Consider the following 25,060-nt stretch of genomic DNA (forward strand, 5'->3'; position numbering starts at 1 on the left):
CGCAGGCCAGCTTCAGCAAGCCACGCAGTTGTGGTTATTGACTGCGCCGAGGCTCTCAAGAAGTTCGATCGTCGACGGGAATGGACTGATTCGTTGAACCGGCCCGTTCGCCATATCGACTGTCGTCTGGCCGCGTCTCCCGACGACCATCACGTCCCCGCCTTGTTCCACGAGGTAGCGGATGAGTTCGTTGTCTCCGCGAGCTGCGGCGTGGTGCATCGCCGTGTAGCCGTTGTGATCGCGCTGATTCACGTCGGCGCCAAGCTCTTCGATCAAGTAGCGCATCGCGGGCATCCACCCGTTCGGTACGACGCGGTGGATGTTGGCAGCGAAGCCTTCACCGTACCCGACGCCTGACGCTGCATGGATAGGGTAAACCCCTGGTCCGCCGACTGGTATGGGCGCGAACCCGAACCGATCGACCGTCGGAGACGCCGCGTCGGACAACCCACCGGCGACAGGCCGTCCGAAACTACGCGGGGCTGTCTTCTTGGTGGGCGTACCTGGGTCCGCACCGTAATCCACAAGCAGCCGCATGAGCGGCAAGTCCAACGCGTAGGCCGCCCGCCAGAAAGGAGTTGCCCCCATACGATCGGTACGCAGGTAGTCGTCACCAAACGTCGTGAACCAGAGTTGCTTGGTCAGTCGGACATTCGGATCGACTCCGGCGTCGAGCAGCGTCTGGGCAAGTTCCATATACGTCACCCGCTGCTGCATGTAGTGCGCGGGTTGAGGGTGTCTGGACTTCGGGATCCACTGTGTGTTGATGACGGTGTAAAGTGGGGTCGCGTTCGCATCGCTCGCGATGCTGGGATCTGCGCCCCGCTCGAAGAGTTCCATCGCGAGATCGAAGTGCCCGTTGATCGTCGCTAGGAGGAATGGCGTGGTATGATCTCCTGCGGTCACCTGGTCGATGTCCGCGCCGCTGTCGAGTAGCGTGAGCGCAGCCCGGGAGTGCCCCTCCCGAACGGAGAGATGCAATGCGGTGAGCCCTCCGTATCCGCCGACCAGCTGAGCATGCGAGAACCGTGACGAAGGCACGCGGTCACGCAGCTGGTTGTTAAGGTCCTCTCGGTTCGGGGCGGCGGGTTGACCCTCGGGCAATCCCGGGGGGGGGGTCGCCAACTCTGGAGGACGGCCCTGAGGCGGAGACATCCCACGCCGCGGCGCCGCGGCTGGGCGCCCCTCCTGTGCCGCAGCGATTCGACTCTGGACGGTTTCTCGTCGCCGGCGGTCAGCACGGTCCTCCTGCTCCCTTGCGTCCATGTCCATGACGCTGGCGGTGAGCAGGGGGTCCGCTCCCGCTTTCAGAAGTGTCTCCAGAACCGGAGTATGACCAGCCGCAGCAGCGAACATCAACGGCGTCTGCCCCCACTGAGGTTCCCGGACATCAACCGAGGTGCCGCCCTGGATCAGCAGTCCCACCACCTCGGCAGAACCCGCGCCAGCAGCATAGTGGAGCGGCGTCACCCCACCCATCGACGTTGCTGCGAGCGGGTCCGCTCCCGCGTCGAGTAGTGCCTCAACGACCGCAACGGCGCCCGACTTGCTGGCAATGTGAAGTGCTGTGTAGTGACCGAGTCTAGTGACAGCCGCCGGGTTCGCACCCGCACTGAGGAGTACCGCCGCCATCTCCCCGTCGCCCAGTTCTGCCGCCCAATGCAATGCCGTCATGCCATCACCATGGGCGGCGTTCACATCGGAACCCGCACGGAGAAGTGTCCGCACTTTCATCACGTCGCCGCGCATCGCTGCGTCGGCCACGGGCGCTTCCGCGGGCACGGCTCCCGACAGAAGGAGTGACAGAATGAGTGCGAAGCCGGCGTGAGCTCGAAGGGATTTCGTCACGGTGCGTTTCCTACCGGTCAGGCGTGGCTGCGGGCAACGTCAAGGGGAACTCTCCCGTACTGTCACCGAAGCTCTCCATATCGTCGTGTCCAAGCGAATGCAGCATCGACAGCATGGCATTTGCCATCGGTGTTCCGTCGGGCGCCCGCAGATGCATGTTGCCATCGAGCTTCCCATTTGCGTGCCCAAGCACGATGAGCGGTGCCCGCCGATGGTTGTGCACGTTGCCGTCAGCCATCGGAGATCCGAAGACGATCATCGTCTTCTCGAGGAGATCGGTACCGCCCTCGTCGATATCCTTCAACTTCTGGAGAAAGTACGGCAGCATGCTCACATGGAATTTGTTGATCTCGGCAAAGTCCAGAATGGCCGCTTCACGTCCGCCATGGTGGGAAGCGGGATGGAACGGAGTTTCGGTACCGCTCTCTGGATAGACCCGAGACGATGCGTCGCGCCCGGTTTTGAGCGAAAAGACACGGGTCATGTCCGACGCAAACGCGAGAGCTTGCAGGTCGAACATCAGGTGCATGTGCTCGGTGAATGAATCGGGTACGCCGGGCGGTGCGCCCGGAAGGTCTCGCTCTTCCCCGCTCGCGTTTTGTACCTCGATAGCCTGAATCCTACGTTCGATCTCACGGACATTGTCGAGGTATCGATCGAGGCGTACGTAGTCACCCGGACCAAGCTCCCTGCGCATACGCGCCATGTCCTCGGTGATCCAGTCCAGAATACTGGAACTGGTCCGCCGTCTCCGAGCTCGCTCCTCCGGGGTGCCGCCGGCTCCGAACAGAAGGTCGAAGGCGACCCGAGGATCACGGATCATCGGGAGCGGCTCTGTCGGTGACGCCCAGCTGATCGAATCGGTGTAGACGCAGGAGTAGCCGTACGCGCAGCCACCCGCCTGATCCACATTTTCGATACAAAGCTGCATCGACGGAATCGGCGTGTTCTGCCCAAACCGGCGCGCGTAGATCTGGTCAAGCGAGGATCCGACATACACGTCGGAACTCTCGGTCTGCTTCGGATGCGACTGCGTCAAGAAGACCGATGAAGAGCGGAAATGGTCTCCGCCAATCTCGTGAGGCTGAAACGCCTCGGCCATCCGAACATCGGTGTTCGAGACGATTGTCAGGTACTCCCGCCACGGATCGAGGGGCAGCAGGGAGCTCGGTGTCAGATCGTATTCACGTCCCACCGTGGCCGGAGACCAAAGGTTCTGGGTGGAACCCCACTCATTACTGCCCGCCGCACCGTGCACCAACTCAATCGCAACCAGTCGTGTCGGGTCCGCGGCATCCTGCGCAGCCGCGCTGCGGAGCCGGCCTGCAGGCACCATCGAATCGAGAAACGGCAATGCAACGCTGGCACCCATTCCCCGAAGGAAGGTCCGACGCTCGATCTGTTTTCCGGTGATGAATTCCATCTAAATCCGTCTCCATGCGCCCTCGGCGCAATCAGTTCAATTCTTGGTCCACTATAACTGGCACTTCCTGCATCCTGAACGCGTCACTCATCACGACCCCGAGGAAGAAGGCGGACATGCGATAGTCCTGATCTTCTGCTTCGCGTACGATCTCCCGAATCGTTGGCTGGTCGAAGTACTCCACCCGCCGCCCCAATCCGTAGGCCATGAGATTGGCCGTAAAGGTCCGGACGAGGGGAATCGGTCGTGCCAGCAATGCTTCCTGGAGTGCAACAGGGCTGGTGATCGGAGTGCCGTCGTAGAAATCGCCCCGCGTATCGAGAGCATTTCCGTTCTCCCGAATGCGCCATTTTCCGGTCACACCGTAGCTGTCCAGCGCTAGGCCGATCGGATCCATGAAGCGGTGGCAGGAGTTACAGGTCGGATTCGCCCTGTGAACCTCCATGCGCTCTCGCGTCGTGAGCACGCGCCCCCCTTCTGATGCATCCGTCTCCTCGAGGGCTGGCACGCCCGGAGGAGGAGGAGGAGGCGGGGTGCCCATCATGACTTCCATGACCCACTTTCCACGAAGAACCGGAGAAGTTCGACCTGCATGAGACGTAAGGGTGAGAATACTCGCGTGACCCAGCAGCCCTCTGCGGTTCTCATCTGAATACTGGACGCGCCTGAATTCGTCGCCCATGACGTCTTCCATGCCGTAGTGCCGGGCGAGCCGTTCATTCACATACGTGTAGTCGGCCGTATACAACTCGAACATCGGTCGGTCTTCCCGCACGATGCTCGAGAAGAACAACTCCGTCTCTCGCAGCATGGCGTCTGCAAGCTGCTGATGAAAATCAGGCTCGAGGCGTACGTCCGGATGGACCTTATCCAGGTCCTGGAGCCGCAGCCACTGAGCAGCGAATCGCGTTCCCAGAGCCTCAGAACGCGAGTCCGCTAGCATCCTGCGTACCTGAGCTTCAAGCGTCTCGTCGTTGGACAGTTCGCCCTGTTGAGCGAGACGAACCAGTTCGGCATCAGGGGGCAGCCCCCACAGGAAGTACGAGAGGCGAGCGGCGAGATCATCATCCGCAATGGAATAGGCCGTCCCAGCCTGAGTTCCCGCGGGCGCCTCTTCGAATCGGAATACGAAATGCGGACTAGCCAGCATCGCTTCGATGGCAGTGCGAATTCCAATCTCGAAGCCTCCGTCCTCGCTACCGTAGGAATAGAAACTCAGAAGCGCTTCGCGGTCGTCGTCCGTAAGGGAGCGACGAAATGCCTCCGACCCGAGTCTTTCAATAATCGATGAGGCGCACGGCACCTCCTCTGCACGAGCGGTCGGCCGACAGGTGAAGATCGCGCGCCTGAAAGGCGTGTCTGAAAGGCCCGTCACGTTCTCCGGCCCCACGACCACGAGGTCTCGCATATGCGGCACGGACATGATGCCGTAGGTGCCAGCGATGGCCGTGCTCGCCAAGGACCAGTCATGTGGCGCGATCAGATCCTGAACCGGGCCGTCCGCCATCTGGAGGAAAGCCGCCGTCACCCGATGTGGGCCTGCAGAAATCGCGATGGCTGGAGACCGAATCTCTACTCCGCCGGGGTTTGACACATGCATCCAGCGGTCGACCTCAAGGAGCGCAACGCGTTCGCCATCGATCGAAATTTCAACCTGCTCCGGAGCTTCGGACGTCGTGTTCAGGGCGGAGCTGCCGTTTCCGACCACCGTTCCTGTGGTCTCGTGATGAAACGACATCCGGAAGATGTAGTCTCCGTCAGCCGGGAAGTTGTGCACCTCCGAGACGCCACCACGAGTGCCGTATGGCGCTCCCTGCACGCGCTCCGTCTGAGACGCCCATCGTGGAACACGGTACTGTGTCTCAGTCGACGTCGCGCTAGGGTCTCCGACTGCGAGACGGCTCACCTCCGCCGCCGCATTCAGATAAGCGTCGAGCAACGTCGGGGAGAGCATCTGCACGTCTGCGATGTTGTCAAAGTTCGCGCTCTTGGTGTCGGGCGGGAGGTAGTCAGCGCCGTCGATCTGCAATCCGAGCAGCGACCGCACCGAAGCTGCGTACTCCGCCTGATTTAGACGCTGGAACGTCCGGCTTCCAGGATTCGGACTGCGCTCTGCTACAGCGTCGAGTCGATCCTCAAGGGCCGCGACCAGAACTTCGAGCGTGTCTCCCTCAGGACGAGAGACGCCCGGAGGCGGCATCATCCCTGCCCGAAGCTTGACGATCATCTTCTCCGCGACCTCACCCATAGCCTCGGGATTGTCCGCGTCGAAGCCCTCCAGGGAAAGATTGCCCCGTAGTCGACGCTCGGAGTGGCAGCGAACGCAGTATTCCTCGATCACGTCGTTACCGTCCATGGCAGCGGCACTCACCGAGCGATCCGTTGCAGACACGCCCGAACTGGCAATCACCGCATCATTCGACAGAATGTGGACGCCATTCGAGCTGGCCCCGCCAAACCCAGGCCATCTGATTGCAGAATCCTGGGCAGACCCACCCACCAGCACGAGGGCGCTCCCCAGTGCGGCTGCGGCGAACGTCGTTTTCAATCCAGTCATAGGTAGAGTGTCCTCATCCCGTCGGCAGGGCCGCGTAAGGCGACGAAAGGGAGAAATCTCCGGTACTGTCACCGAAGCCCTCGAGGTCGTCGAGTCCAAGTTTGTGCATGAGGCTCAGCATTACGTTCGCCATTGGGGTGCCGTCAGGAGCCTTCAAATGAACGTTTCCATCCAGTTGACCGTTGGCTCCACCTAATACGACAAATGGGCACCTCCGATGGTTGTGGAGATTGCCGTCGGCCATCGGTGACCCGAAAACAATCATCGTCTTGTCGAGCATTGTGCCATCACCTTCCTCAAGACTTTGCAATTTTTCAAGGAAATAAGGAAGCATACTGACGTGGTACTCGTTGATCTTGTGGAAATCGAGAATCGCCTCTTCTCTTCCCCCGTGATGGGACGCCGGGTGAAAGGCACGATCCGTCCCACTTTCCGGATAAACACGGCCGGAGGCATCGCGTCCGATCTTGAAGCTGAACACGCGCGTCATATTGGATGTGAATGCCAGCGCCTGAAGGTCAAACATCAGGCGCATGTGCTCTTCGAAAGAGTCGGGCACACCTGCCGGAGCTCCTGGGAGCGCGCGTTCTTCACCTGTGTTGTTCCGAGCCTCAACCGCCTGGATGCGCCGCTCGATCTCTCGGACATTGTCCAAGTAGCGCTCCAGTCGGACGGCATCATTCGGGCCCAGCTCACGCTTCAGATAAGCGATCTCGCCTGTGATCCAGTCGAGGATACTGCTGTTGGTGCGCCGGCGGCGCGCTCGGTCGGCTTCGCTGCTGCCCGCCCCGAAAAGCATGTTGAAAACGATGCGTGGATCGCGAATCATCGGCAGCGGCTGGTCCGGTGACGCCCAACTGATGGTGTCCGTGTACACGCACGAGTACCCGTACGCGCACCCTCCGGACTGATCGACCGGTTCGATGCAAAGCTGCATGGACGGAATCGGCGTATCCTGCCCAAAGCGGCCGGCATAGATCTGATCCATCGAGGTGCCGGCAAAAACATCGGAGCCTCGTGTCTGCTTCGGATGAGACTGGGTCAGGAATACGGCACTCGAACGGAAATGGTCACCGCCGATCTCGTGCGCTTCAAAGGCCTCAGCCATCCGCACGTCGGTGTTGCTGACGATCGTGAGGTGGTCCCGCCAAGATTCAAGAGGCCGAAGCGCACTCGTCGTGAGGTCGAAATGACGACCGGCCTCAGCCGGGTTCCAGAGGTTCTGAGACGCGCCCCAGTCGCTGCATCCGGCCGTGCCGTGGACGAGTTCAATCGCCACCACCCGAGTTGGGTCGTCAGCCGCAGCAGCGGCGCCCGAGAGACGGCCCGCGGGAACCATTGCATCAAGGAAAGGGAGCGCAACCGATGCGCCCACCCCCTTGAGGAAGGTCCGGCGTTCCAGATGTGAGCCTGAGATGTATGGCATGGTCGTTTCCCGCGGCCGAAGCCGCACAGTGTGCTAGTTGTTGTATCCCGTTGCGACACCAGAGGTTTCGGAGATTGCCTCCGTCGATCGCTGCATCAGAAATGCGTCACTCAATACCACGCCGGTCACAAAGGTCGACATCCGGTATCCATCCTGTGCGGCGTCACGCTCAATGGCGCGAATCGTCGGCTGATCGAAGTACTCCACTCTACGCCCGAGGCCATAAGCCATGAGGTTCTGCGTGAAGGTCCGAACAAGGGGTGCCGGCCGACGCATGAGTGCCTCCACAAGCGCTGCTGGCGAGTCGATGGGAGTGCCGTCGTAAAGTTCCCCCCGAGTGTCGATTGGCGCTCCGTTCTCACGAATCCGATACCGCCCTGTCACGTCGTAGCTATCCAGCGCGAGGCCGATCGGGTCGATGAAGCGGTGACAGGAATTGCACGTCGGGTTGGCTCGGTGTGCCTCCATCCGCTCACGCGTAGAGAGAGCCCGCCCATTTTCGGCCCGGTCCGTTTCCTCGAGATCCGGCACACCCGGAGGCGGTGGTGGTGGTGGCGTCCCCATCAGCACTTCCATGACCCACTTCCCGCGAAGAACCGGTGATGTGCGGTCTCCGTGGGAGGTGAGCGTCAGCACACTTCCGTGCCCGAGGAGACCCTGACGGTCAGCGGCGCCATATTCCACTCGGCGGAACTCATCACCGAGAACACCGGGAATCCCGTAGTGCCGTGCCAGGCGCTCATTCAGATAAGTGTAGTCGGCGGTGAACAAGTCGAGGACGCTTCGGTCCTCCCTCACGAGGCTGGTAAAGAAGAGTTCCGTCTCGCGACGCATCGCGTCGGCGAGCTGCTGATCGAAATCAGGGAACCAGTACGTATCGGGGTGGACCTTGTCGAGATCCTGGAGCCTGAGCCATTGAGCCGCGAATCTCGTCCCGAGCGCCTCCGCCCGAGAATCGCTGAGCATGCGGCGTATCTCTGCGGTCAGCACATCCCTGTCGGACAGATTCCCGGACTCCGCGATTTCTCTAAGTCGGTCGTCGGGAGGGACGCCCCACAGGAAGAACGAAAGTCTCGACGCCAGCGCGTGATCGCTGATCGCATACGTCTCGGAGGTCTCTCCCGCCGATGCGCCCTCGAACCGGAAGACGAAGTGCGGGCTCGCAAGAATGGCCTGGAGCGCCGTACGGACCCCGACCTCGAACCCACCCTCGGTAGTCCCCTCCTCGTAAAACCTCATGAGGCCGTCTAGGTCCCGTGCTTGGAGCGGACGTCGGTATGCGGTCCCCGCGAGGTCCGCGACGATCGCACGGGCACAGGGTTCTTCCTCGCCCTGGGTTGTCGGGCGGCATGTGAAGATGCGGTCTCGAACCGAGTGGTCCGAGATGCCGGTCACCCGATACGGCCCGGCCACGACCAGGTCCCGCAAATGCGGAAGGAGCGTGAGTCCGTACCCGCCCATTCCGGTATGCCTGTCCGCTATCGACCAGTCGTGGGGTGACATGAGGTCGTCCACCGGTCCCTCTGACGTCGCCAGAAAGGCCGCGGTGACCCGGCGTGGTCCCGCACGTACAGCCAACGCCTCGGTACGCATGGTGATTCCCCATGGGTCCGAGTAGCTCAACCAGGAATCGACATCGATCAGAGCCATGGGCTCACCATCGATCGAAATCTCGACTTTCTCGCCGCGCGCGAGCTGGCCGGCGAAGCCATCCCCTGTGGTGGTGTGCTCGAAAATGATCGAGAACACGTATTCCCCATCTGCCGGGAAGTTGTGGACGACCGAGGCGCCGCCACGTGTCCCAAACGGGGCCCCCGCGACCCTCTCAATCTGAGAGCTGTAGCCCGAAACGCTGTAGGTCCTGTCGCGTGGCGCAGCGTCCATATCACCAACTGCGAGACGACTGATCTCGGCAGCGGCCCCCAGATAGGCGTCCAGGAGCGTCGGGGACAGCATCTGCACATCGGCAATGTTGTCGAAATTCTCACTCTTCGTATCGAGCGGTAGGTAGGCGCCGGCATCGATCTCCAGACCGAGAAGATCATGAATGGATCGAGCGTATTCAGCGCGATTCAATCTCTGGAACGTTCGTCCACCCGGGTCGGGTGCGGCTGATGCAGCCTCGTCGATTCGAGCCTCGAGTCTCTGGACCAGAGCCTGTAACGAGTCGCCTGCGGGACGGGTGGCGCCAGGCGGCGGCATCATGCCGGCCCGGAGCTTGACGATCATCTTCTCGGTCGTCGACGCCTGCAGATGCGGTGCCGATGGGTCGTAGGCCTCAAGCGATAGATTCCCCCTGAGGCGGCGGTCACTGTGACAGCGAACGCAGTACTGCTCGATGAGGGCCTCGTCTGTCCGGGTCGCAGCAACGGCGTCTACCCGGACCGGTGCTTGAGGTCTCGAATCGGGCACAGGACGACCGCCGAGTACGAGCAACGCACCTGCCGCTGCCAGAGTCGTCGCGAGCGTCTTCAAGTCGATGGGGCCTCAATTGAAATACCGATCGCGTCACACGACCGAGGTAGTTGCGGAAACCCTCTGACGGCAAGGTCTTTCGGACAATCCGTCCATTAGAATAGTACGGTTCAGATCCCAGACGGGCCAGCAGTCCGTGTGCAGATTTTTTGCGAGTAATCGGACCGAGCCGTACCCTCCGGGATGAATCAGAAAAGTCTTTGGTACCCGACCCTGCTCGTCGCCATCTGCGCCAGCTGTGGGCCAGCTGAGCCGACCGTTCCGACCACCGCGTTTACAGGCGCTACCGTCTGGGACGGGACGGGGTCAGATCCGGTGGCCAACGCGACCATTGTTGTTCAGGAGGGCCGGGTCCTCTCGGTGACGCCTGGTGGCGCTGCTCCGGCCGGTGCAACGGTCGTCAATCTCGGCGGACGCTACGTCACGCCCGGATTCATCAACGTGCACGGACATGTCAGCGGTATCTGGGCCCCCGAGGGGACCACCGGTGAGATGGCCACGGTCCGTGCCGACCTCGATCTCTTCGCCCGTTACGGGATTACGACGGTCAACAGCCTAGGAGACGAGGGTCCCGTACTCGCTGCTCGCAACGCGTCAACGCCCCTCGACGCGCGCGCTCGACTGTTCGCCTCAGGGCCCGTGATCACCGATATCGACGCAGACGCGGCCCGAGCGACTGCCCTGGCGATTGCCGATGCCGGTGTCGACTGGCTCAAACTGAGGGTCGACGACAACCTCGGGACCAGCGAGAAGATGCCCTGGACGGCGGTCGAAGCCGTATTGAACGTCGCAAACGAGCGGGGGCTCCGACTGGCCACACATCTCTTCTATCTCGAAGACGCCAAACGACTTCTCGAGATGGGAACGGGCATGGTGGCCCACTCGGTCCGGGACACCGCGGTGGACGAGGCCTTTCTGTCTCAACTCGGCGAGTCCGGCGTGTGCTATGTCCCCACGCTGACCCGCGAGGTGAGCACCTTCGTGTACGGGGACCGTCCCGAATTTTTCGATGACCCGTTCTTCACCAAACACGCCCATGCCGGGCAACTGGCTCGCGTCTCTGACCCCGAGTTTATGGCCCGAACCGCAGCAAGCCCCACTGCTGCCGGTTATCGCACAGCACTATTCCAGGCGATGGCCAACGTGAAAACGGTGTCAGACGCTGGATTGCCCGTGGGGATGGGGACAGACGCTGGCCCCGCCGGACGTTTCCCCGGCTACTTCGAGCACATGGAGCTCTGGATGATGGTCGACGCCGGCATGACCCCGGAGGAGGTGCTCCTCAGTGCCACGTCCGTTGCCGCGTCATGTCTCGCTGAAGACGACATCGGCACCCTCGAAGCTGGCAACTGGGCCGACTTCATCGTGTTCGAAGATGACCCGTTAGCCGATATCTTGGCGACTCGCAGCCTCGAGTCCGTCTACATCGCCGGTGGGATCGTTCGCTAGTCAGGCACCCGGCATGGAATAGCGTTCGAGGAAATTGAGGTCGAATCCGTCGAACGAGACCACGTGAACGGACTGTGGGGTTCAGACTAGACCCGGAGATAGGGAAACTTGTGGGAAGGGTTGCCGTGGCGCCAAACTCTCCACAAAGCGGATCTTCGCGGTCCGTGAATTTCAGGACAACCGTGTGCAGCCCACCCAACCCCACCTCCGCGGAGAAGTCCCCCTGAATCGCTACGTCACCGAGCTCATCGGAACGTTTTTTCTCGTCTTCACCATCGGCATGGTAGGTACTGCCGGTTCTCCCATGGCGCCCCTCGCGATCAGCGCAGTCCTGATAGCGCTCGTATACATGGGCGGCCATGTCTCCGGGGCTCACTACAATCCCGCCGTCACGATCGCCATATACCTGCGCGGCGCGATGGAGAAGTCTGACATCGCTCCCTACATCGGTGCACAGCTGATCGGAGCAGCGCTCGCGGCGACCGCTGTGCCCAGGATCACAGGCCAGATGTTCGCGCCCACACCGGGGGTCGATGGCATAGCCGGCCCATTGCTAGCTGAGATCCTGGCGACCTTCGCTCTCGCCCTAGTCATCCTGAACGTCGCCACAGCCAAGGCGACCGAAGGTAATTCGTACTACGGCCTCGCGATCGGATTTACCGTCATGGCCTTCGCCTTCTCGGTCGGCGATGTGTCCGGGGGGGCGTTCAACCCGGCGGTTGGCACAGGATTGATCATCGTGGATGCACTGATAGGTGGCGGCACCTTCGATGACCTCTGGCTCTACTGGGTCGGCCCGATTCTCGGAGCGGTCGCGGCAGTCCCGGTCTTCCGGATGCAGAACCCGGATAGTGGCGAGGGTTGATCCTGCTTAGGCAAAAGCCCCTCGTCCGCTTCGGCGGGCGAGGGGCTTTTGCATTGCAGTCCAGATCCACTTCGTCCGAGAAACAACACATGCTGCCGAGAAGCGATCCTTCCGGCGCCTAGAGGTTAAGCTCGTCTGCTTCCGCTGCTCCACGCGGCACCCGAATCAGGTCAACCAAGGCTTGAACGGACGGAGGAGGAGGAGGAGTGAAGCGGGACACCACGATCGTGATCGCGAAGTTCAGCAGCATGCCGACTGTTCCGATTCCCTCGGGGCTGATTCCGAACCACCAGTGCTCCGCGGTATTCAGCTCCGGGCTCACGAACTTGAAGTAGGAGATGTAGGCCGCAGTGAAGGTGATTCCTGTGATCATTCCAAGGATGGCACCCTCTCTCGTCGTTCGTTTCGAGAAAATGCCCAGGATGATGGCCGGGAAGAACGAGGACGCCGCGAGCCCGAAGGCGAACGCCACGACCTGTGCTACGAAGCCGGGCGGATTGATCCCGAAATAGCCCGCCACCAAAACCGCAAACCCCGCGGCAACCCGTGCCGCAATGAGCTCATTCTTCTCCGAAATTTCCGGCATGAGACTTCGTTTGAGCAGGTCGTGACTGACCGCTGACGAGATAACCAGCAGGAGTCCCGCTGCCGTCGACAGTGCAGCCGCGAGCCCTCCTGCTGCGACCAGCCCGATCACCCAACCTGGGAGGTTCGCGATCTCGGGATTCGCGAGCACCATGATGTCATTGTCGACGGTGAGCTCGTTCGTCATCGGCGAGTCCGGACCGACGAACTGAATGCGTCCGTCACCATTCACGTCATTGAAGCTGACGAGACCGGTATCCTCCCACGTGGTGAACCACTCAGGCACCTCCGAGTACGGCACGTCCTGAACGCTGTTGATCAGATTTGTGCGAGCAAAAACAGCCACGGCTGGGGCGGTCGTGTACAGCAGCGAAATGAAGAGAAGCGCCCAGCCCACCGAGATCCGAGCGTCTCTGACACGCGGAACGGTGTAGAACCGGATGATGACGTGCGGAAGTCCCGCCGTCCCGACCATGAGCGCCGCGGTTATGAAGAACACATCAAGCGTGGACTTAGTCCCACTCGTATAGGGCGCGAAGCCCAACTCCGCGTGAAGTCCGTTCAGACGCTCGAGAAGCGCGATGCCGGACGCCTGGTCCACACCACCCAGTCCCAACTGAGGGATCGGGTTTCCTGTAATCATGATCGAGAGAAATATCGCTGGCACCATATACGCGAAGATGAGCACGCAGTACTGCGCGACCTGCGTATAGGTGATGCCCTTCATGCCGCCGATCACGGCGTAGAAGAAGACGATCGCCATGCCGATGCCCACGCCCACATTCACGTCGACTTCCAGGAAGCGGCTGAAAACGATACCGACGCCACGCATCTGACCTGCCACGTACGTGAACGAGACGAAGATCGCGCAGATAACTGCGACGATCCGTGCTAGCTGCGAGTAGTACCGATCTCCCACGAAGTCCGGCACGGTGAAAGCTCCGAACTTGCGCAGATAAGGCGCCAACAGGAGCGCGAGAAGGACGTAGCCTCCCGTCCACCCCATGAGATACACGGAGCCATCGTATCCCATAAACGAAATCAGGCCGGCCATCGAAATGAACGACGCCGCGCTCATCCAGTCCGCCGCGGTAGCCATGCCGTTGGCGAGTGGAGACACTCCTCCCCCCGCCACGTAGAAGTCCTTGGTAGTAGACGCACGGGACCAGATCGCGATCCCGATATAGAGGGCGAACGACGCCCCGACGAGCAGGAAGGTCCAGGCCTGAACGCTCATGACTCCGCCCCTTCATCCACATCGAACTCACGGTCGAGCCCGTTCATGAGCCGGACGTAGACAAAGATCAGAACGACGAAGGCGTAGATCGATCCCTGTTGCGCGAACCAGAAGCCGACCGGGTAGTGTGTTCCGGGAACCGTGAACGCGTTCAGCGCGTCTGCGAACAGGATGCCGAACCCGTAGGACACGAGGAACCAGGCGCCGAGAAGCCACCCCAGGTACTGGATATTCCGGCGCCAGTACTCCTTGTGGCGGGCGATTGTCGCAGGGTCAGTGACGGAGGGGTGCTCATTTGAGCCACCGCTCGTGCTGGTATGGTCGGCCATGGGCCTCAGGGCGTGGGGGTCAGGCTGCTTGAGTCAGGCTAATCGGTCCGGCGGGTGGGGCCATCAGCGGGTCAGCTGTCTCCGCCCCATGGCTTCTTCTGAGGCCCACCGACCGGGCTCTGTGTCGTGGTGGGACGAGTCGCCTCGCGCGTTGCGAGATTGAACCGGTCCCCGGGCGCGAGAAAGTAGAATTTTCCGTCAGGACCAGTAGTCGACTGATTGTCATAAATCAGAGCGTAGGAGCGGCCGATGACCTGAAATCGATCGCCCTGTACTACGATCGCGGTGTCCTCATCGAGTCCAATGCCAAGCAACTCCGGATGAGCTTCGATCACTTCGACCATGTCGAACTGTCGATTGCGGCGCAGCACGTGCTGGTCGATACCCACATTGCGCAGATAACCAAATCCGCGCTCGTGATCGCCCATCATCACGGTGTTCGTTCGAGAGTCGCCACGCACGAGATAGGAACCCTGAATCGAAGCGCCGGCCGACGATCCGCCGATTACACCTCCTCGCTCAAGGACCTCACGAAAGGCCGTCTCGGATTTCGTTCCGCCATACGAGTCGACGAGACGCCACTGTCTTCCGCCAAAAAAGAACACACCGCCGGCCGTCTTCAGGGGCTCGACGAAGGCATCGGTATCGGCTTCTGCTGGATCGATCGTGTGGAGCAGCGTCAGGTTCCGGGCGCCATGCTTACGCCACGCGTTCAGCCCCTGATAGAACTCGTCGTACTCCGCAGCACCGCCGGCTGTCGGAATCAGCACAATATGCGCGTCGGGGCCGCCCGCGAGTTCGATGAAGCGCTCGTAGATCTCGGCCGACTGCATCGCTCCGCCGACCACGACGAGTGAGCCATTTTCTGGCCCGACCTGTGGGGGTGGCGGTCCCTGTTGCTGGGCGGATACACCTGAACCCGCTGCGACACCAAAGGCACTCAGGACCATCAAGACCAGTTGCTTCATTCGAACCTCCTCAGGACGCGGATCCGTAGACCTCGCGCTCGATTTCACCGTGGATCCGTTGGATCGTTTCTTCGGACGGAGCGGCCGTGAAGTACGACACGCCGACCGTAAGGACGCTATTGATGATGAGGGCCCAGACGCCACCATGCAGTCCCAGCGGGTGTGGCGCTACGACGAGTGTGACGTAGAGCGTCACCATTCCGGCAATAATTCCGGCCAGGACGCCGAGCCTGGTCAACGTACGTCGGCCCGGGAAGCAAACACCGAGAATCGCGGGCATTAGCTGCAGCGCGCCGGATCCTGAAAGTGTGACGAGGACCACGAGTGCGTCGAAGGTCCGAACCGACAGGAAATACCCCGCGACGAGAAGGGCACCGACGATGCCTCGGCCCACCCATACGTAGTGTTGCTGTGACTTCTCTGGCGCGATGTAGCGCTGGTAAACATCCCGAGTGAGCACACTCATGTTGGCGTGCAAAATCGAGTCCAGGGTAGACATCGCCGCCGCCGTCGCACCCGCGAGAATCACACCCGTCATGATCGGAGGAGCATGGGCGAAGAGCAGTTCCGGGAAGATCCGATCCGGAATCTCCAGGCCCGGCATGGCAACGGCCCCACCAAGCCCCACCAGCGCCGCCGGTATGTAGAGCGTCATCAGGTAGATAGGAGTCGTCGCGCCCAGAATCTTGAGCGTCTTCGAGTCCACAGCGGTGTAATACCGAATCATCATGTGCGGCTGGAAGACGATACCGAAGGAGAGCGTGATCGTCATTCCGATCCACATGCCCGGCGTGAAGAACCCTCGAGGACCCGGCAGTGTCAGCAAATCAGGCCGCGACTCTCGGACCTCGGCCCAAAGCTGCAAGGGGCCGCCGAAGAGCTCGTACGACAGATAGATCGCCCCAACCCAGACGGCGATGTACATCCAGATACCCTGAATCACATCGGTCCAGTAGACGGCACGGAGGCCACCAGCCATCAGGTAGGTCGCAGCCACGACGAGCAGAATCAGTGTCCCGAGCTCGAAGGAGATCCGATCTCCCGAGGCGATGTTGATGATGTAGCCGAGCCCCTGTGCCTGCACCTGGATGTAGAGGATTGTGAAGACCACGGACACGATGGCGACCACAACGCGGACAGCCTCTGACTCGTAAAAGTCGGCGAGCATATCGGCTGGAGTGATGTAGCCGAAGGCCTTCCCTACGGCCCAGATCCTCGGGCCCAGAACGTAGGTGATTGCCCCTACCAGCACCGTCCACGTGCCCGCCATCCAGAAGCCGACACCGTGCGTATAGAAGAAACCGCCCGAGCCGAGAAACGCGAATGCGGAGTGGAATGTGGCAACCACGGTCAGGTACAGGACAACGAAACCGGCCTTACGACCGTAGAGGAGAAAGTCCTCCATGTCGTTGCTCATGCTTCGGTTCGCGACGATGCCGAGGACGATCGTCGCGAGCAGATAGACGAAGATCAGGCCTGTGGAGACAACCCAGGGTTCCACGTCAGACGCCCTTCTTCAGCGTGCATACCAGCACTCCGATGAGCACGGTGTAAATCAGCAAGAGCGAGACAACAAAGAACGGCACGCCGGCAAACCAGTTCTCAGGACGATCCAAGAACAGGTGCGTGATCGGAGGCATCGCAAGAAGGAAGATCCCCAGGAAGGAGATCGTCGCGGTCCACCCCCCTGCAGTGCGAGGGATGAAGTGTGAGGCAGGGCGTTGTGGGCTCATGGGCCGCGAACATGAGCGAGCGGGGTGCCTCGCGCTACTCCGCACGGGTCCCGCTGGGAGAGTCCGCCCCCCCGATCGGGAACATATGTCCTATACAAGGGACGTTTCGGGCACGCTGCATCAGCAGCCCTATATAACTGTATATCATTGCTGGAAAATGCCTTAGGGATATACATGTGCCCGGAGCGGAACGTGCTTCATCGAGAGGTGCATTCACTATGGAGGGCATCATGCTGCACGGACTCACAGCATTCATTCTGGTGGTCGGAAGCGCACTGATTCTGTCGACCGAAGCTGAGGCTCAGTACAAACAGGGTCCCGGCGGCAGCGTCGGCATGAGCTTCGTCGCCGCGGATGCGATTGGTGAGTTCGGATTAGCGGTCGACCATGGCTTCGGTCTCGACCTAAACGCCGGAATTCCGATGGCGGCCGATGGGCACCTGCGCCTGCGCTTGGACGGCGGATTCATGATCTACGGGATCGAGTCCTTCTACTACTGTGACTACGGGTGCCGGGTCGGCTCTGAACTCACCACGACCAACAGCATCTTGTACGGTGGTGTGGGGCCCGAGATCGTATTCGCCAGAGGCGACATCCAGCCTTACGTCCATGCAACCGCCGGAATGTCCTGGTTCGTGGCCTCTTCAGCGGTGGACCACCACGCCGGATACGGTTCGTCCCTTGATACGACGAACTACTCCGACCACGTGTTCGGGTGGAAGTTCGGTGGTGGCCTCCGTGTGAGAGCCGGCAACGCGCTCTTCATCAACCTGGGCGTCGTGCGGCACGACAACGGGCTGGTGAGCTACCTGACAGAGGGAGACATCGTCGACAACCCGGACGGATCTGTGACGATGTACCCAAAGCTCAGCGAGGCTGAACTGCTCAGCTTCCAGCTCGGAGTGACGCTCGGATTGTTCTAGGCCAAATTTGGATCGTGGCGGGGGGGCATTCCCGTTCCGGACCGGTCACCAACCCATTGGGGATGGTTCCACCCACGGTTACATCTCGCCCGGATGCTGCGGGTGCCGGTTTTTTTTCTCGGCCAAGGCCTTTTTTACAGCGGCCCGATCTACCTTGCCGTTCACATTTCGCGGCAGGCCAACTCCAACATACCAGACACGTGGAAGCTTCGCCGCAGTGAGTTTGGCCCTCAAGTGTCGGTCAATTTCCTCCTGATCGAATTCCCCGACAACGGGCTCGACCCAGGCACCCACGGTCTCGCCCCACTCTTCACTGGGCAGGCCCACGACGCAGGCATCCAACACAGCCGGGTGTAACCGAAGCGTTTCCTCAACGTCCCCGGCCTCGACCGTCACCCCGCCCGAGATGATCCGATCGATTCTTCGCCCCGTGATCCAGAGATCTCCCTCATCGTCGAGGTGACCGTGATCTCCAGTGTGATACCAACCCTCGGCATCATGGACCTCGCCGTGTTCGGGGCCCACGTACCCAATCGCGAGCGTCTCTCCACGTGTGAGGACCTCGCCTGACGCGTCGAAGTGGATTTTCACTCCTGGCATCGGGCGGCCGACCGCGCCTGGCTTCCCCCGGGTCTCCTCCGGAGAGGCCGTGGAAATCTGAGACGACATCTCGGTGGCGCCATACGTGAGCGCGACGGGCCAACCGATTTCCAGTGCTCGTTCAACCAGCACGAGGGGCGCGTGCGCTCCTCCGATCAGTACGGATCGCAACCCCGTTGGCGGATCGCGGTCTCCGCGGAACGCCAGAAGTCTTTGGAGTTGTGTCGGCACCAGAGACATTCGGGTGGGAGGGACGGCCGCAGTCCCCGGAAGGCCCTCTCCGTCCAGGCAGGCAGATAGTTCCTCGGTGGTCAGGGACCCGGGGAGGATGATCCGCCCCCCTAGCACGAGGGCACGAATGATCGTGGCCAGCCAGCCGACGTGACCAGGCGCCAGGGTCGAAATCCAGACGTCATCGGCACCTGCGCCGAGTCGCGCCTCCGTCCCTCGCGCGTTCGCGAGAAGGTTGTCCATGCTGAGGGCGACGCCGCGTGGGTTCCCGGAGGTGCCGGAGGTCCGGAGCACGACAGCGCTGCCCTCCGGCATGGTCATATACGCCATTTCTTCCAGGAGTGAGGACGCTTCATCAGCCGGCAGGCGTGGGTTCAACGGGACGGGAACCTTCCCCATCTGCCACGACGCGAGCAGCTCGACCACATCGGCTGGCTCGGAGCGAGCGATGAAGGCGTGCCCGGTCTCCTGCGGCGCAGTCGGGATCGTGATTGCCTTGGCTCGACGTCCTACAGCCCCACGAAGCTGAGCCCAGCTCACGACACCTTCTCGCCCGATGATCACAGGAGCGTCGGGAGCCTCTATCGATCGGGCGAGAAGCTCAACCTGTGTCATCCGAAGGCCAGACCGACCGCCAGAAAGGCACCATAGAGAACAACAACGCGTGCGGTTCCGCCGAGCGCTGGTAGCAACTCACGCGGATCGCTGAAGGTGAGCACGGTGCGAAGCGGGCGACGGCAGAGGGGGGCAACCGCCAGTGAAGCCAGTACCGCCGGTGGCCAACCGTATTTCAGTACGCCGACCACGGGCACCGCCGCGGCGACGACAAGCATGATCACGTACTCGGCCTTGGTGCCGCGCTCGCCCAGTCTCACCGCGAGCGTGCGCTTCCCTGCCTTCGTGTCCGTCTCGATGTCCCGCAGATTATTCACTACCAGAATCGCGGTGCTTAATGCTCCGAGTCCAGCGCCTGCCAACAGCGCATCAGGGGGCCATGCCAGTGCCTGCACGTAGTACGTACCGCCGACCGCGATCAGTCCAAAAAACAGAAAGACGAACACATCACCCAATCCATGGTAGGCGAGCGGAAAGGGGCCTCCCGTATACAGGACGGCACATGCCACGGATGCCAGGCCAATCCAGACGATCGGCCATCCCGCGACAAACACCAGATAGGCACCCACGAGAACCGCGGCCGTCAGCACGACGACCATGCCACGGTGGACCGACCGGGGCGGAAGAAGCCCTGCCTGGGTCACTCGCACCGGACCCACTCGTTCTTCCGTGTCTCCTCCGCGCATGAAGTCGTAGTAGTCGTTCGCGAAGTTCGTCCCGATCTGAATCAGCACTGCGCCAAGCATCGCGGCGAGCGCAGGCAGCCAGGCCAGCGTGTCATGGAAGGCTGCGAGGCCCATTCCAGCCAGAACCGGTGCGACCGCGGCCGTCAGTGTCTTCGGGCGCGACGCGAGAATCCACGCTTGTGCTCGGGTGATCTCGTTCGGCGTGACCACGTCCGCTATCGCCAGAATCCGGTCACGCGCGTGCCGATGATTGAATCGAGCTGAGGGTACTCACGGCGCAGGTAGTCATTACCTTGGAAGCGAATCGAGTCCTGGATCGGCGTGCGCTCGGCATACGCGCCATAAAAGCCATCGATTACCTCGATGCCCTCTTCGACCGCACCGATCGGCGGGTACCCCACGACCCCGCCACTGCTGAATTCGTCGAGCCGCTCATTGTCCACGAGGTTCACGAACAGCTGGAAGGACCGAGTCTGAGGGCCACCTCTCGCGAAGGCGACGGTGCCGCGCGCATTGCTCGCGAGCGTGGGCTCATCCTCAAGCCCATGTGCTCGCCAGATCGAGTCCTTCACTTGCTCACCCGAGAATCCCCACTGAGCAACAAAGCTGTCCACGACCCGATAGATCCGGGCACCTGCGTAGAAGTCGTTGTCGAGAAGATGCCATGCGCGATCCACCGCCAAGGGCGACCAGTGGCGGCGCATCTTCACGGTGAACGTGCCTTCACTCGTGGTTACGTCGACCAGGAACGAATCGGGAGCCTCGACTTCAAGCATCTCGGGCGTCGGGTTATACAGTGCCGCGTTCTGACCACACGCGCCGACAACCACTGAGGACAGAATCGCCGCAGCGAGGTTCCTTCCCCGCGCTCGGGAACGAACCTCGGCGCGACCTACCACGGGAGCCAAGGATACTGCCTGAAGTTTGGCTCGCGCTTCTCCAAGTAGGCCTTATTGCCTTCCTGCCCCTGCTCAGTCATGTAGAATAGAAGCGTGGCGTTCCCCGCCAGTTCCTGTAGTCCTGCCTGTCCATCGACATCGGCGTTCATTGCACTCTTGATGAGTCGAATCGCCAGTGGACTCTTTTTTAGAATTTCCTGAGCCCAGTCCCATCCCTCGGCTTCGAGTTCCGCGATCGGCACGACTTTGTTGACCATTCCCATCTGGTAGGCTTCCTCTGCGGAGTACTGCTTACAGAGATACCAGATTTCACGTGCGCGCTTCTGTCCGACCTGTCTCGCCAAGTACGAGGAACCGAAGCCTCCATCGAACGACCCTACGATCGGGCCCGTCTGACCAAAGACGCCGTTGTCGGCGGCGATCGTGAGGTCACAAACCACATGGAGAACGTGGCCGCCGCCGATGGCGTATCCACCCACCAGCGCTATGACCGGCTTGGGCATCGATCGGATATAGCGCTGCAACTCAAGCACATTCAGGCGAGGGACACCGCTCTTACCGACGTACCCGGCTTCACCGCGCACCCGCTGGTCACCCCCGGAGCAGAACGCCCACTTTCCGTCCTTCGACGGTCCGTTTCCGGTTAGAAGCACCACGCCGATGTCTGGGTCCTCTCCGGCATCCCGGAAGGCCTCCTGCATCTCCAGAAGCGTGTCCGGCCGGAATGCGTTTCGCACCTCCGGTCGGTTAAAAGCGATACGGGCGACACCGTCACATTTGTGGTAGGTGATGTCCTCGTAACTTTTGATGTCTTTCCAGTCGGGCTTGCTCATGTCAGTCGCTTCAATGGTGGATCGTTCGGGGGTCGGCGCCGTTTACCCCAAGGCCGCGATAGCGCTCCGCCTGACCGCCGCCTTCGCCGCGGCGCGCCTCGCGTGATTTGTCGTGCGTTCCGTGACCACCCGCAGGAGCGTCGTTTCGCCTGCCCGAACGGCCTCGTCCAGGGCGCGTGGAAGGTCCTCGATTGTCACATCGGCTGCACCGATGCCGTGGGCTTCGGCAGCGTACCGCGGATGCACTCCGTGAGGAGTGGCGAAAAAGCGCGTGAAGTGCGGATCATGCTCGGCAATAGGCAGCATGTGGAAGATGCCACCTCCGTCGTTGTCGATCACAACGAAGACGACGGGTGCATCCTTTTCGCGACTCCAGAGCAGGCCATTCTGATCGTGGAAGAAGGCCACATCGCCGATCACACAGATCGAGACGCCGTCGCACTGGGACGCCGCCCCGAATGCACTGGACACTACGCCATCGATGCCACTCGCTCCGCGGTTTGCGAAGACGCGAGCTGAGCGCTCGGCGGGGTGTGCAAAGGTGTCGAGGTCCCGTATCGGCATGGAGCTCGAGACGAAAAGACCACCGTCGGTCGGTAGCGCCGCGAGCGCGGCGGTGAGGACATCTCCCTCGTGGGGTCCCGCTCCGACCGGCACTTCGCTCGTTCGGACTGCTCGGTCGACGGCGAGCCATAGCTCCGTCCATTCCTTTTCTGCCCGGGGTGCCCGATCCGCGAGACGCACCAGGGTATCTGACGGATCAGCTTGGAAGTAGTGAGTCGCAGTCGAGGCATGATCTTTCCAGCGGGGACCTTCATCGATCACTAGCTGCGGAACGTCATGGTGCTCGGCCATCCATCGCTGCAACGCAGCGGAAGTCGGAGACGTGCCAATACGCAGGATCACGGAGGGACGCAGCCGCGCCCGCGCAGTCTCGTCTCCGAGAACGATGTCGTAGCCCGCGACGATCACCGCTCCATTTGACGGACCGAAGCGAGCACCGGACAGCGCATCGGCGAGGACGGGACATCCCGTGGCCGCGCCCATGTGGCGGACCGCCGCCCCCACCCGGCCGGTATCCTCTGACGGGCCAGCGACAATCACGCCATGACCCGATCCGAGGAGGTCAACCATCTGGTCGATCTGTGTATCAGAAAGCTGGGTTCGTCCGCCCTGGATTCGGGTGAAAGGGGTGCGCGACTCCCGTCCGTGCAACGGGACCGGGTCGCCTTCGGAAGGGGTGTCGTCCAGGTCGATCGGTTCGAGAGGTTTGTCGAACGGGAAGTTAACCTGAACCGGGCCGGCCGACGGCCCGACCGAGTCCGCCACCGCGCGGGAGGCCACGCTCCTCAGGTGCCGAAGTGCCCTAGGGTCGTCTTCAGGGGGAGCCATCTCGAAAAAGGCCCGCACGTATCCGCCGAATATCCCGACCTGGTCAATGGCTTGGTTGGCGTCCGCCCCACGAAGTCGGTGCGGGCGATCTGCTGTAAGCACGAGTAGCGGCACACCCGCTTGCGAAGCTTCGACAACAGCCGGGAAGACATTCGCGACTGCGGTGCCGGAGGTGGTGATCACAGCCGCAGGCTGCCCGGAGGCCTTCCCGACCCCCAGAGCGAAGAACGCAGCTGAGCGCTCGTCCAGATGCACCCTGGTCCGCATCCGGTCGTCGGCGGCGCACGCCATGACCAGTGGCGTGGACCGTGAGCCGGGAGCGATGACGATTTCACACACACCGGCCCGAGCGAGTTCGTCGACGAAGCTACGCGCCCATAGCGTGTTTGTAACGGAGCCAGTCATTGCTCTCCGACCCGTCCGGGTTCGGCCTCCAACTCGGTCACCTCCAGCGTCGCACCGCATCCACGAAGAGCCTCCAGCATCGGCTCGAACTTAATCCCGGTTTCCTCCCACTCCAATGCGGGAACCGAGCCTTCGACAATGCCCGCACCGGCAAAGAGCCTCCAGCCGGAACCAGTCGACACACCGGTGCGCAGCGCTGGGGCAAACACACCGTTACCCTGAGCGTCGAACCAGCCGACCGGCCCAGCATACCATCCGCGTTCGAAAGGCTCCTCTTCCGCGAGAAAGGCCATCGCGGCGTCACGCGGAAGGCCGCACACGGCCGGGGTCGGGTGGAGGAGCCGCAACAAGTCCAGCACCCCGACACCAGAAGGAACGCTGGCCCGGATCTCTGTCTCCAGGTGCTGAATGCGGGCGAGCGTGAGCACGTGAGGCTGCGGATCCGTCCGAATCTGATGTGCCACTGTCTCCAGACGGGCGAGCATGTCGTCGAGGGCGATTCGCTGCTCCGCGCAATCCTTGTCACTCGTCAGCAGTGTGGCGGCCAGTTCGGCCTGCTCCCGCGGACTGTCGCCGCGCCGGATCGACCCGGCCACCGCAGTCGCGTGAAAGACCCCGTCCTTCAGTGTCGCCACGGTCTCCGGTGCTGCTCCGACAATCGCTGAACCAGGGATGGGTTCGAACAGAAAGACATGACTCCCCCGGTTCACTTCCCAGAGCTGTTCGACCACGTCGACTGGATCGATCAAGCCCTCGACGTCGACATCCATCGTCCGGGCGAGCACCGCCTTCGAGACCGCACCTCCGCGAATCGCTCCCAGCGAACTCGTGACCGCGGCCTCCCATGTCGGTCTGTCCGTCGCGGTCGCTTGGCCGGTGACATGTGCCTCCCGCGCGCCAAAATCGACCTGTGTGGCGAGCTCTGCCCTCAACTCCTCGGCCTTCCGCCGCAGGGGACCAAAGACATCGGATTCGTCCTCATCCGACACCACTTCCCTGGCACGCAGCCAGACATCGCCAGAGCCGTCGCCCTCCAGCTCGATGGCAGGAAGGTGAAAAAGCCAGGAAGGAAAATCGGACCACACACCCTTGGCCGCATGATCGGGTCGGAACGAGAAACCGCCGTAGAAGCGCATCCGTGGTGGCCGGGCGGCACCATCGGGAAGCATCTGTTCGTGCGCGATCCGTCGAGCCGCGGTCGCAACTTCATCGTAGCGATCGCCCACCGCGGGTGCGGTTCCCCTTACCTCGGCGACCACTCCTCGGTGCGCGACCCATCGATCACCACGGGCCCAGAAACCCCGAGCGTCCCCACCGGCGTGACGCAGGAAGGTGTCGGGGCGCAGATCAGGCGCTGAGATCGTAATCGTCGCAAGACGAGATCGGTCCGATCGGGGCAACGGAACTCCTCTGGCGGGATCAAGCAGTCGACCAATGCGGTCGACCGGCCCGCCAATATAGGGCGCCGCCTCCGTTGTAGAAGGCGCCTCTCGCCCGGCCACCTGTTTTCCACGCGAGCGGCCAAGACCCTTTTGGAGTGTGCCCTCCTCGATCACCGGCATTCCAGCGGACTCGACCGCC

Annotated in this window: 19 protein-coding genes; 3 read left to right on the top strand and 16 right to left on the bottom strand. The window is 61.8% G+C overall.

Annotated features, from left to right (window positions below; genetic code table 11):
- Positions 1-12: 12 nt before the first annotated feature.
- From OSA81_08070 to OSA81_08090, 5 genes are read right to left on the bottom strand one after another with little or no spacing between them, the layout of a single operon-like run.
- Positions 13-1,848 carry an ankyrin repeat domain-containing protein gene (locus OSA81_08070; GenBank protein MDE0898957.1) on the bottom strand — a complete coding sequence of 612 codons (1,836 nt, stop codon included), beginning with the start codon at positions 1,846-1,848 and terminating at the stop codon, positions 13-15.
- Positions 1,849-1,858: 10 nt separating this feature from the next.
- Positions 1,859-3,271 (bottom strand): DUF1552 domain-containing protein, encoded by a 1,413-nt coding sequence (locus OSA81_08075; protein ID MDE0898958.1) that lies wholly within the window; start codon positions 3,269-3,271, stop codon positions 1,859-1,861.
- 31 nt (positions 3,272-3,302) lie between these two features.
- The gene (locus OSA81_08080; protein ID MDE0898959.1) at positions 3,303-5,828 is read right to left on the bottom strand and encodes a DUF1592 domain-containing protein; all 2,526 of its coding nucleotides are present in this window, start codon (positions 5,826-5,828) and stop codon (positions 3,303-3,305) included.
- 13 nt (positions 5,829-5,841) lie between these two features.
- Positions 5,842-7,254, bottom strand: coding sequence for a DUF1552 domain-containing protein (locus OSA81_08085; protein MDE0898960.1), 1,413 nt, complete (start codon positions 7,252-7,254; stop codon positions 5,842-5,844).
- Between the two features lie 33 nt (positions 7,255-7,287).
- Positions 7,288-9,729, bottom strand: a complete 2,442-nt coding sequence (locus tag OSA81_08090) for a DUF1592 domain-containing protein (GenBank protein ID MDE0898961.1) — start codon at positions 9,727-9,729, stop codon at positions 7,288-7,290.
- Positions 9,730-9,912: 183 nt separating this feature from the next.
- Between OSA81_08090 and OSA81_08095 the strand changes: the two genes are divergently transcribed.
- Together OSA81_08095 and OSA81_08100 are read left to right on the top strand one after the other, a co-directional pair.
- Positions 9,913-11,178: an amidohydrolase family protein gene (locus tag OSA81_08095; GenBank protein ID MDE0898962.1), complete on the top strand. Its 1,266-nt coding sequence runs from the start codon at positions 9,913-9,915 to the stop codon at positions 11,176-11,178.
- A 184-nt stretch (positions 11,179-11,362) separates the two neighbouring features.
- Entirely contained in the window at positions 11,363-12,043 is a 681-nt protein-coding gene (locus tag OSA81_08100) for an aquaporin family protein (protein ID MDE0898963.1), read from the top strand.
- A 118-nt stretch (positions 12,044-12,161) separates the two neighbouring features.
- On the opposite strand, the gene OSA81_08105 is transcribed toward OSA81_08100, so the two are convergent.
- The 5 genes from OSA81_08105 to OSA81_08125 all read right to left on the bottom strand — a co-directional run bounded on the left by OSA81_08105 (position 12,162) and on the right by OSA81_08125 (position 16,895).
- Complete coding sequence (locus OSA81_08105; GenBank protein MDE0898964.1) at positions 12,162-13,865, bottom strand: cation acetate symporter; 1,704 nt, start codon at positions 13,863-13,865, stop codon at positions 12,162-12,164.
- On the bottom strand, positions 13,862-14,194 hold the full coding sequence (locus tag OSA81_08110; protein MDE0898965.1) for a DUF4212 domain-containing protein: 333 nt from the start codon (positions 14,192-14,194) through the stop codon (positions 13,862-13,864). Before OSA81_08110 ends, OSA81_08105 begins: the two co-directional genes overlap by 4 nt.
- 71 nt (positions 14,195-14,265) lie before the next feature.
- Positions 14,266-15,162 carry a cyanophycinase gene (locus OSA81_08115; protein ID MDE0898966.1) on the bottom strand — a complete coding sequence of 299 codons (897 nt, stop codon included), beginning with the start codon at positions 15,160-15,162 and terminating at the stop codon, positions 14,266-14,268.
- 10 nt (positions 15,163-15,172) lie between these two features.
- The gene (locus OSA81_08120) at positions 15,173-16,663 is read right to left on the bottom strand and encodes a sodium:solute symporter family protein (GenBank protein ID MDE0898967.1); all 1,491 of its coding nucleotides are present in this window, start codon (positions 16,661-16,663) and stop codon (positions 15,173-15,175) included.
- Between the two features lies 1 nt (position 16,664).
- Positions 16,665-16,895, bottom strand: coding sequence for a hypothetical protein (locus OSA81_08125; protein MDE0898968.1), 231 nt, complete (start codon positions 16,893-16,895; stop codon positions 16,665-16,667).
- A 230-nt stretch (positions 16,896-17,125) separates the two neighbouring features.
- On the opposite strand from OSA81_08125, the gene OSA81_08130 reads away from it, so the two are divergent.
- A complete protein-coding gene (locus tag OSA81_08130; protein MDE0898969.1) occupies positions 17,126-17,818 on the top strand; it encodes a hypothetical protein in 693 nt (230 codons plus the stop codon).
- A 78-nt stretch (positions 17,819-17,896) separates the two neighbouring features.
- Here the strand turns inward: OSA81_08130 and OSA81_08135 are convergent, their stop codons facing one another.
- Genes OSA81_08135 through OSA81_08160 form a run of 6 tightly spaced genes read right to left on the bottom strand, consistent with a single transcriptional unit; the run spans position 17,897 to position 25,041 of the window.
- On the bottom strand, positions 17,897-19,264 hold the full coding sequence (locus OSA81_08135) for an AMP-binding protein (GenBank protein MDE0898970.1): 1,368 nt from the start codon (positions 19,262-19,264) through the stop codon (positions 17,897-17,899).
- The gene (locus tag OSA81_08140; protein ID MDE0898971.1) at positions 19,261-20,160 is read right to left on the bottom strand and encodes a 1,4-dihydroxy-2-naphthoate polyprenyltransferase; all 900 of its coding nucleotides are present in this window, start codon (positions 20,158-20,160) and stop codon (positions 19,261-19,263) included. The genes OSA81_08135 and OSA81_08140 overlap by 4 nt, the downstream gene beginning before the upstream one ends.
- A gap of 5 nt (positions 20,161-20,165) precedes the next feature.
- Entirely contained in the window at positions 20,166-20,849 is a 684-nt protein-coding gene (locus OSA81_08145) for a peptidylprolyl isomerase (GenBank protein MDE0898972.1), read from the bottom strand.
- On the bottom strand, positions 20,843-21,682 hold the full coding sequence (gene menB, locus OSA81_08150) for a 1,4-dihydroxy-2-naphthoyl-CoA synthase (protein MDE0898973.1): 840 nt from the start codon (positions 21,680-21,682) through the stop codon (positions 20,843-20,845). The genes OSA81_08145 and menB overlap by 7 nt, the downstream gene beginning before the upstream one ends.
- Positions 21,683-21,724: 42 nt before the next feature.
- Positions 21,725-23,479, bottom strand: a complete 1,755-nt coding sequence (gene menD, locus OSA81_08155) for a 2-succinyl-5-enolpyruvyl-6-hydroxy-3-cyclohexene-1-carboxylic-acid synthase (protein ID MDE0898974.1) — start codon at positions 23,477-23,479, stop codon at positions 21,725-21,727.
- Positions 23,476-25,041, bottom strand: a complete 1,566-nt coding sequence (locus OSA81_08160) for an isochorismate synthase (GenBank protein ID MDE0898975.1) — start codon at positions 25,039-25,041, stop codon at positions 23,476-23,478. The genes menD and OSA81_08160 overlap by 4 nt, the downstream gene beginning before the upstream one ends.
- Positions 25,042-25,060 lie beyond the last annotated feature (19 nt).

This window comes from Longimicrobiales bacterium (genome assembly GCA_028823235.1).
GTDB lineage: Bacteria > Gemmatimonadota > Gemmatimonadetes > Longimicrobiales > Gaopeijiaceae > UBA2589.

What these genes read in the sequence shown, in the direction of transcription:
- OSA81_08075 (MDE0898958.1), bottom strand. Translation starts at nt 3,271, where the DNA reads ATGGAATTCATCACCGGAAAACAGATCGAGCGTCGGACCTTCCTTCGG.
- OSA81_08080 (MDE0898959.1), bottom strand. Translation starts at nt 5,828, where the DNA reads ATGACTGGATTGAAAACGACGTTCGCCGCAGCCGCACTGGGGAGCGCC.
- OSA81_08085 (MDE0898960.1), bottom strand. Translation starts at nt 7,254, where the DNA reads ATGCCATACATCTCAGGCTCACATCTGGAACGCCGGACCTTCCTCAAG.
- OSA81_08095 (MDE0898962.1), top strand. Translation starts at nt 9,913, where the DNA reads ATGAATCAGAAAAGTCTTTGGTACCCGACCCTGCTCGTCGCCATCTGC.
- OSA81_08105 (MDE0898964.1), bottom strand. Translation starts at nt 13,865, where the DNA reads ATGAGCGTTCAGGCCTGGACCTTCCTGCTCGTCGGGGCGTCGTTCGCC.
- OSA81_08110 (MDE0898965.1), bottom strand. Translation starts at nt 14,194, where the DNA reads ATGGCCGACCATACCAGCACGAGCGGTGGCTCAAATGAGCACCCCTCC.
- OSA81_08115 (MDE0898966.1), bottom strand. Translation starts at nt 15,162, where the DNA reads ATGAAGCAACTGGTCTTGATGGTCCTGAGTGCCTTTGGTGTCGCAGCG.
- OSA81_08125 (MDE0898968.1), bottom strand. Translation starts at nt 16,895, where the DNA reads ATGAGCCCACAACGCCCTGCCTCACACTTCATCCCTCGCACTGCAGGG.
- OSA81_08130 (MDE0898969.1), top strand. Translation starts at nt 17,126, where the DNA reads ATGCTGCACGGACTCACAGCATTCATTCTGGTGGTCGGAAGCGCACTG.
- OSA81_08135 (MDE0898970.1), bottom strand. Translation starts at nt 19,264, where the DNA reads ATGACACAGGTTGAGCTTCTCGCCCGATCGATAGAGGCTCCCGACGCT.
- menB (MDE0898973.1), bottom strand. Translation starts at nt 21,682, where the DNA reads ATGAGCAAGCCCGACTGGAAAGACATCAAAAGTTACGAGGACATCACC.
- menD (MDE0898974.1), bottom strand. Translation starts at nt 23,479, where the DNA reads ATGACTGGCTCCGTTACAAACACGCTATGGGCGCGTAGCTTCGTCGAC.
- OSA81_08160 (MDE0898975.1), bottom strand. Translation starts at nt 25,041, where the DNA reads ATGCCGGTGATCGAGGAGGGCACACTCCAAAAGGGTCTTGGCCGCTCG.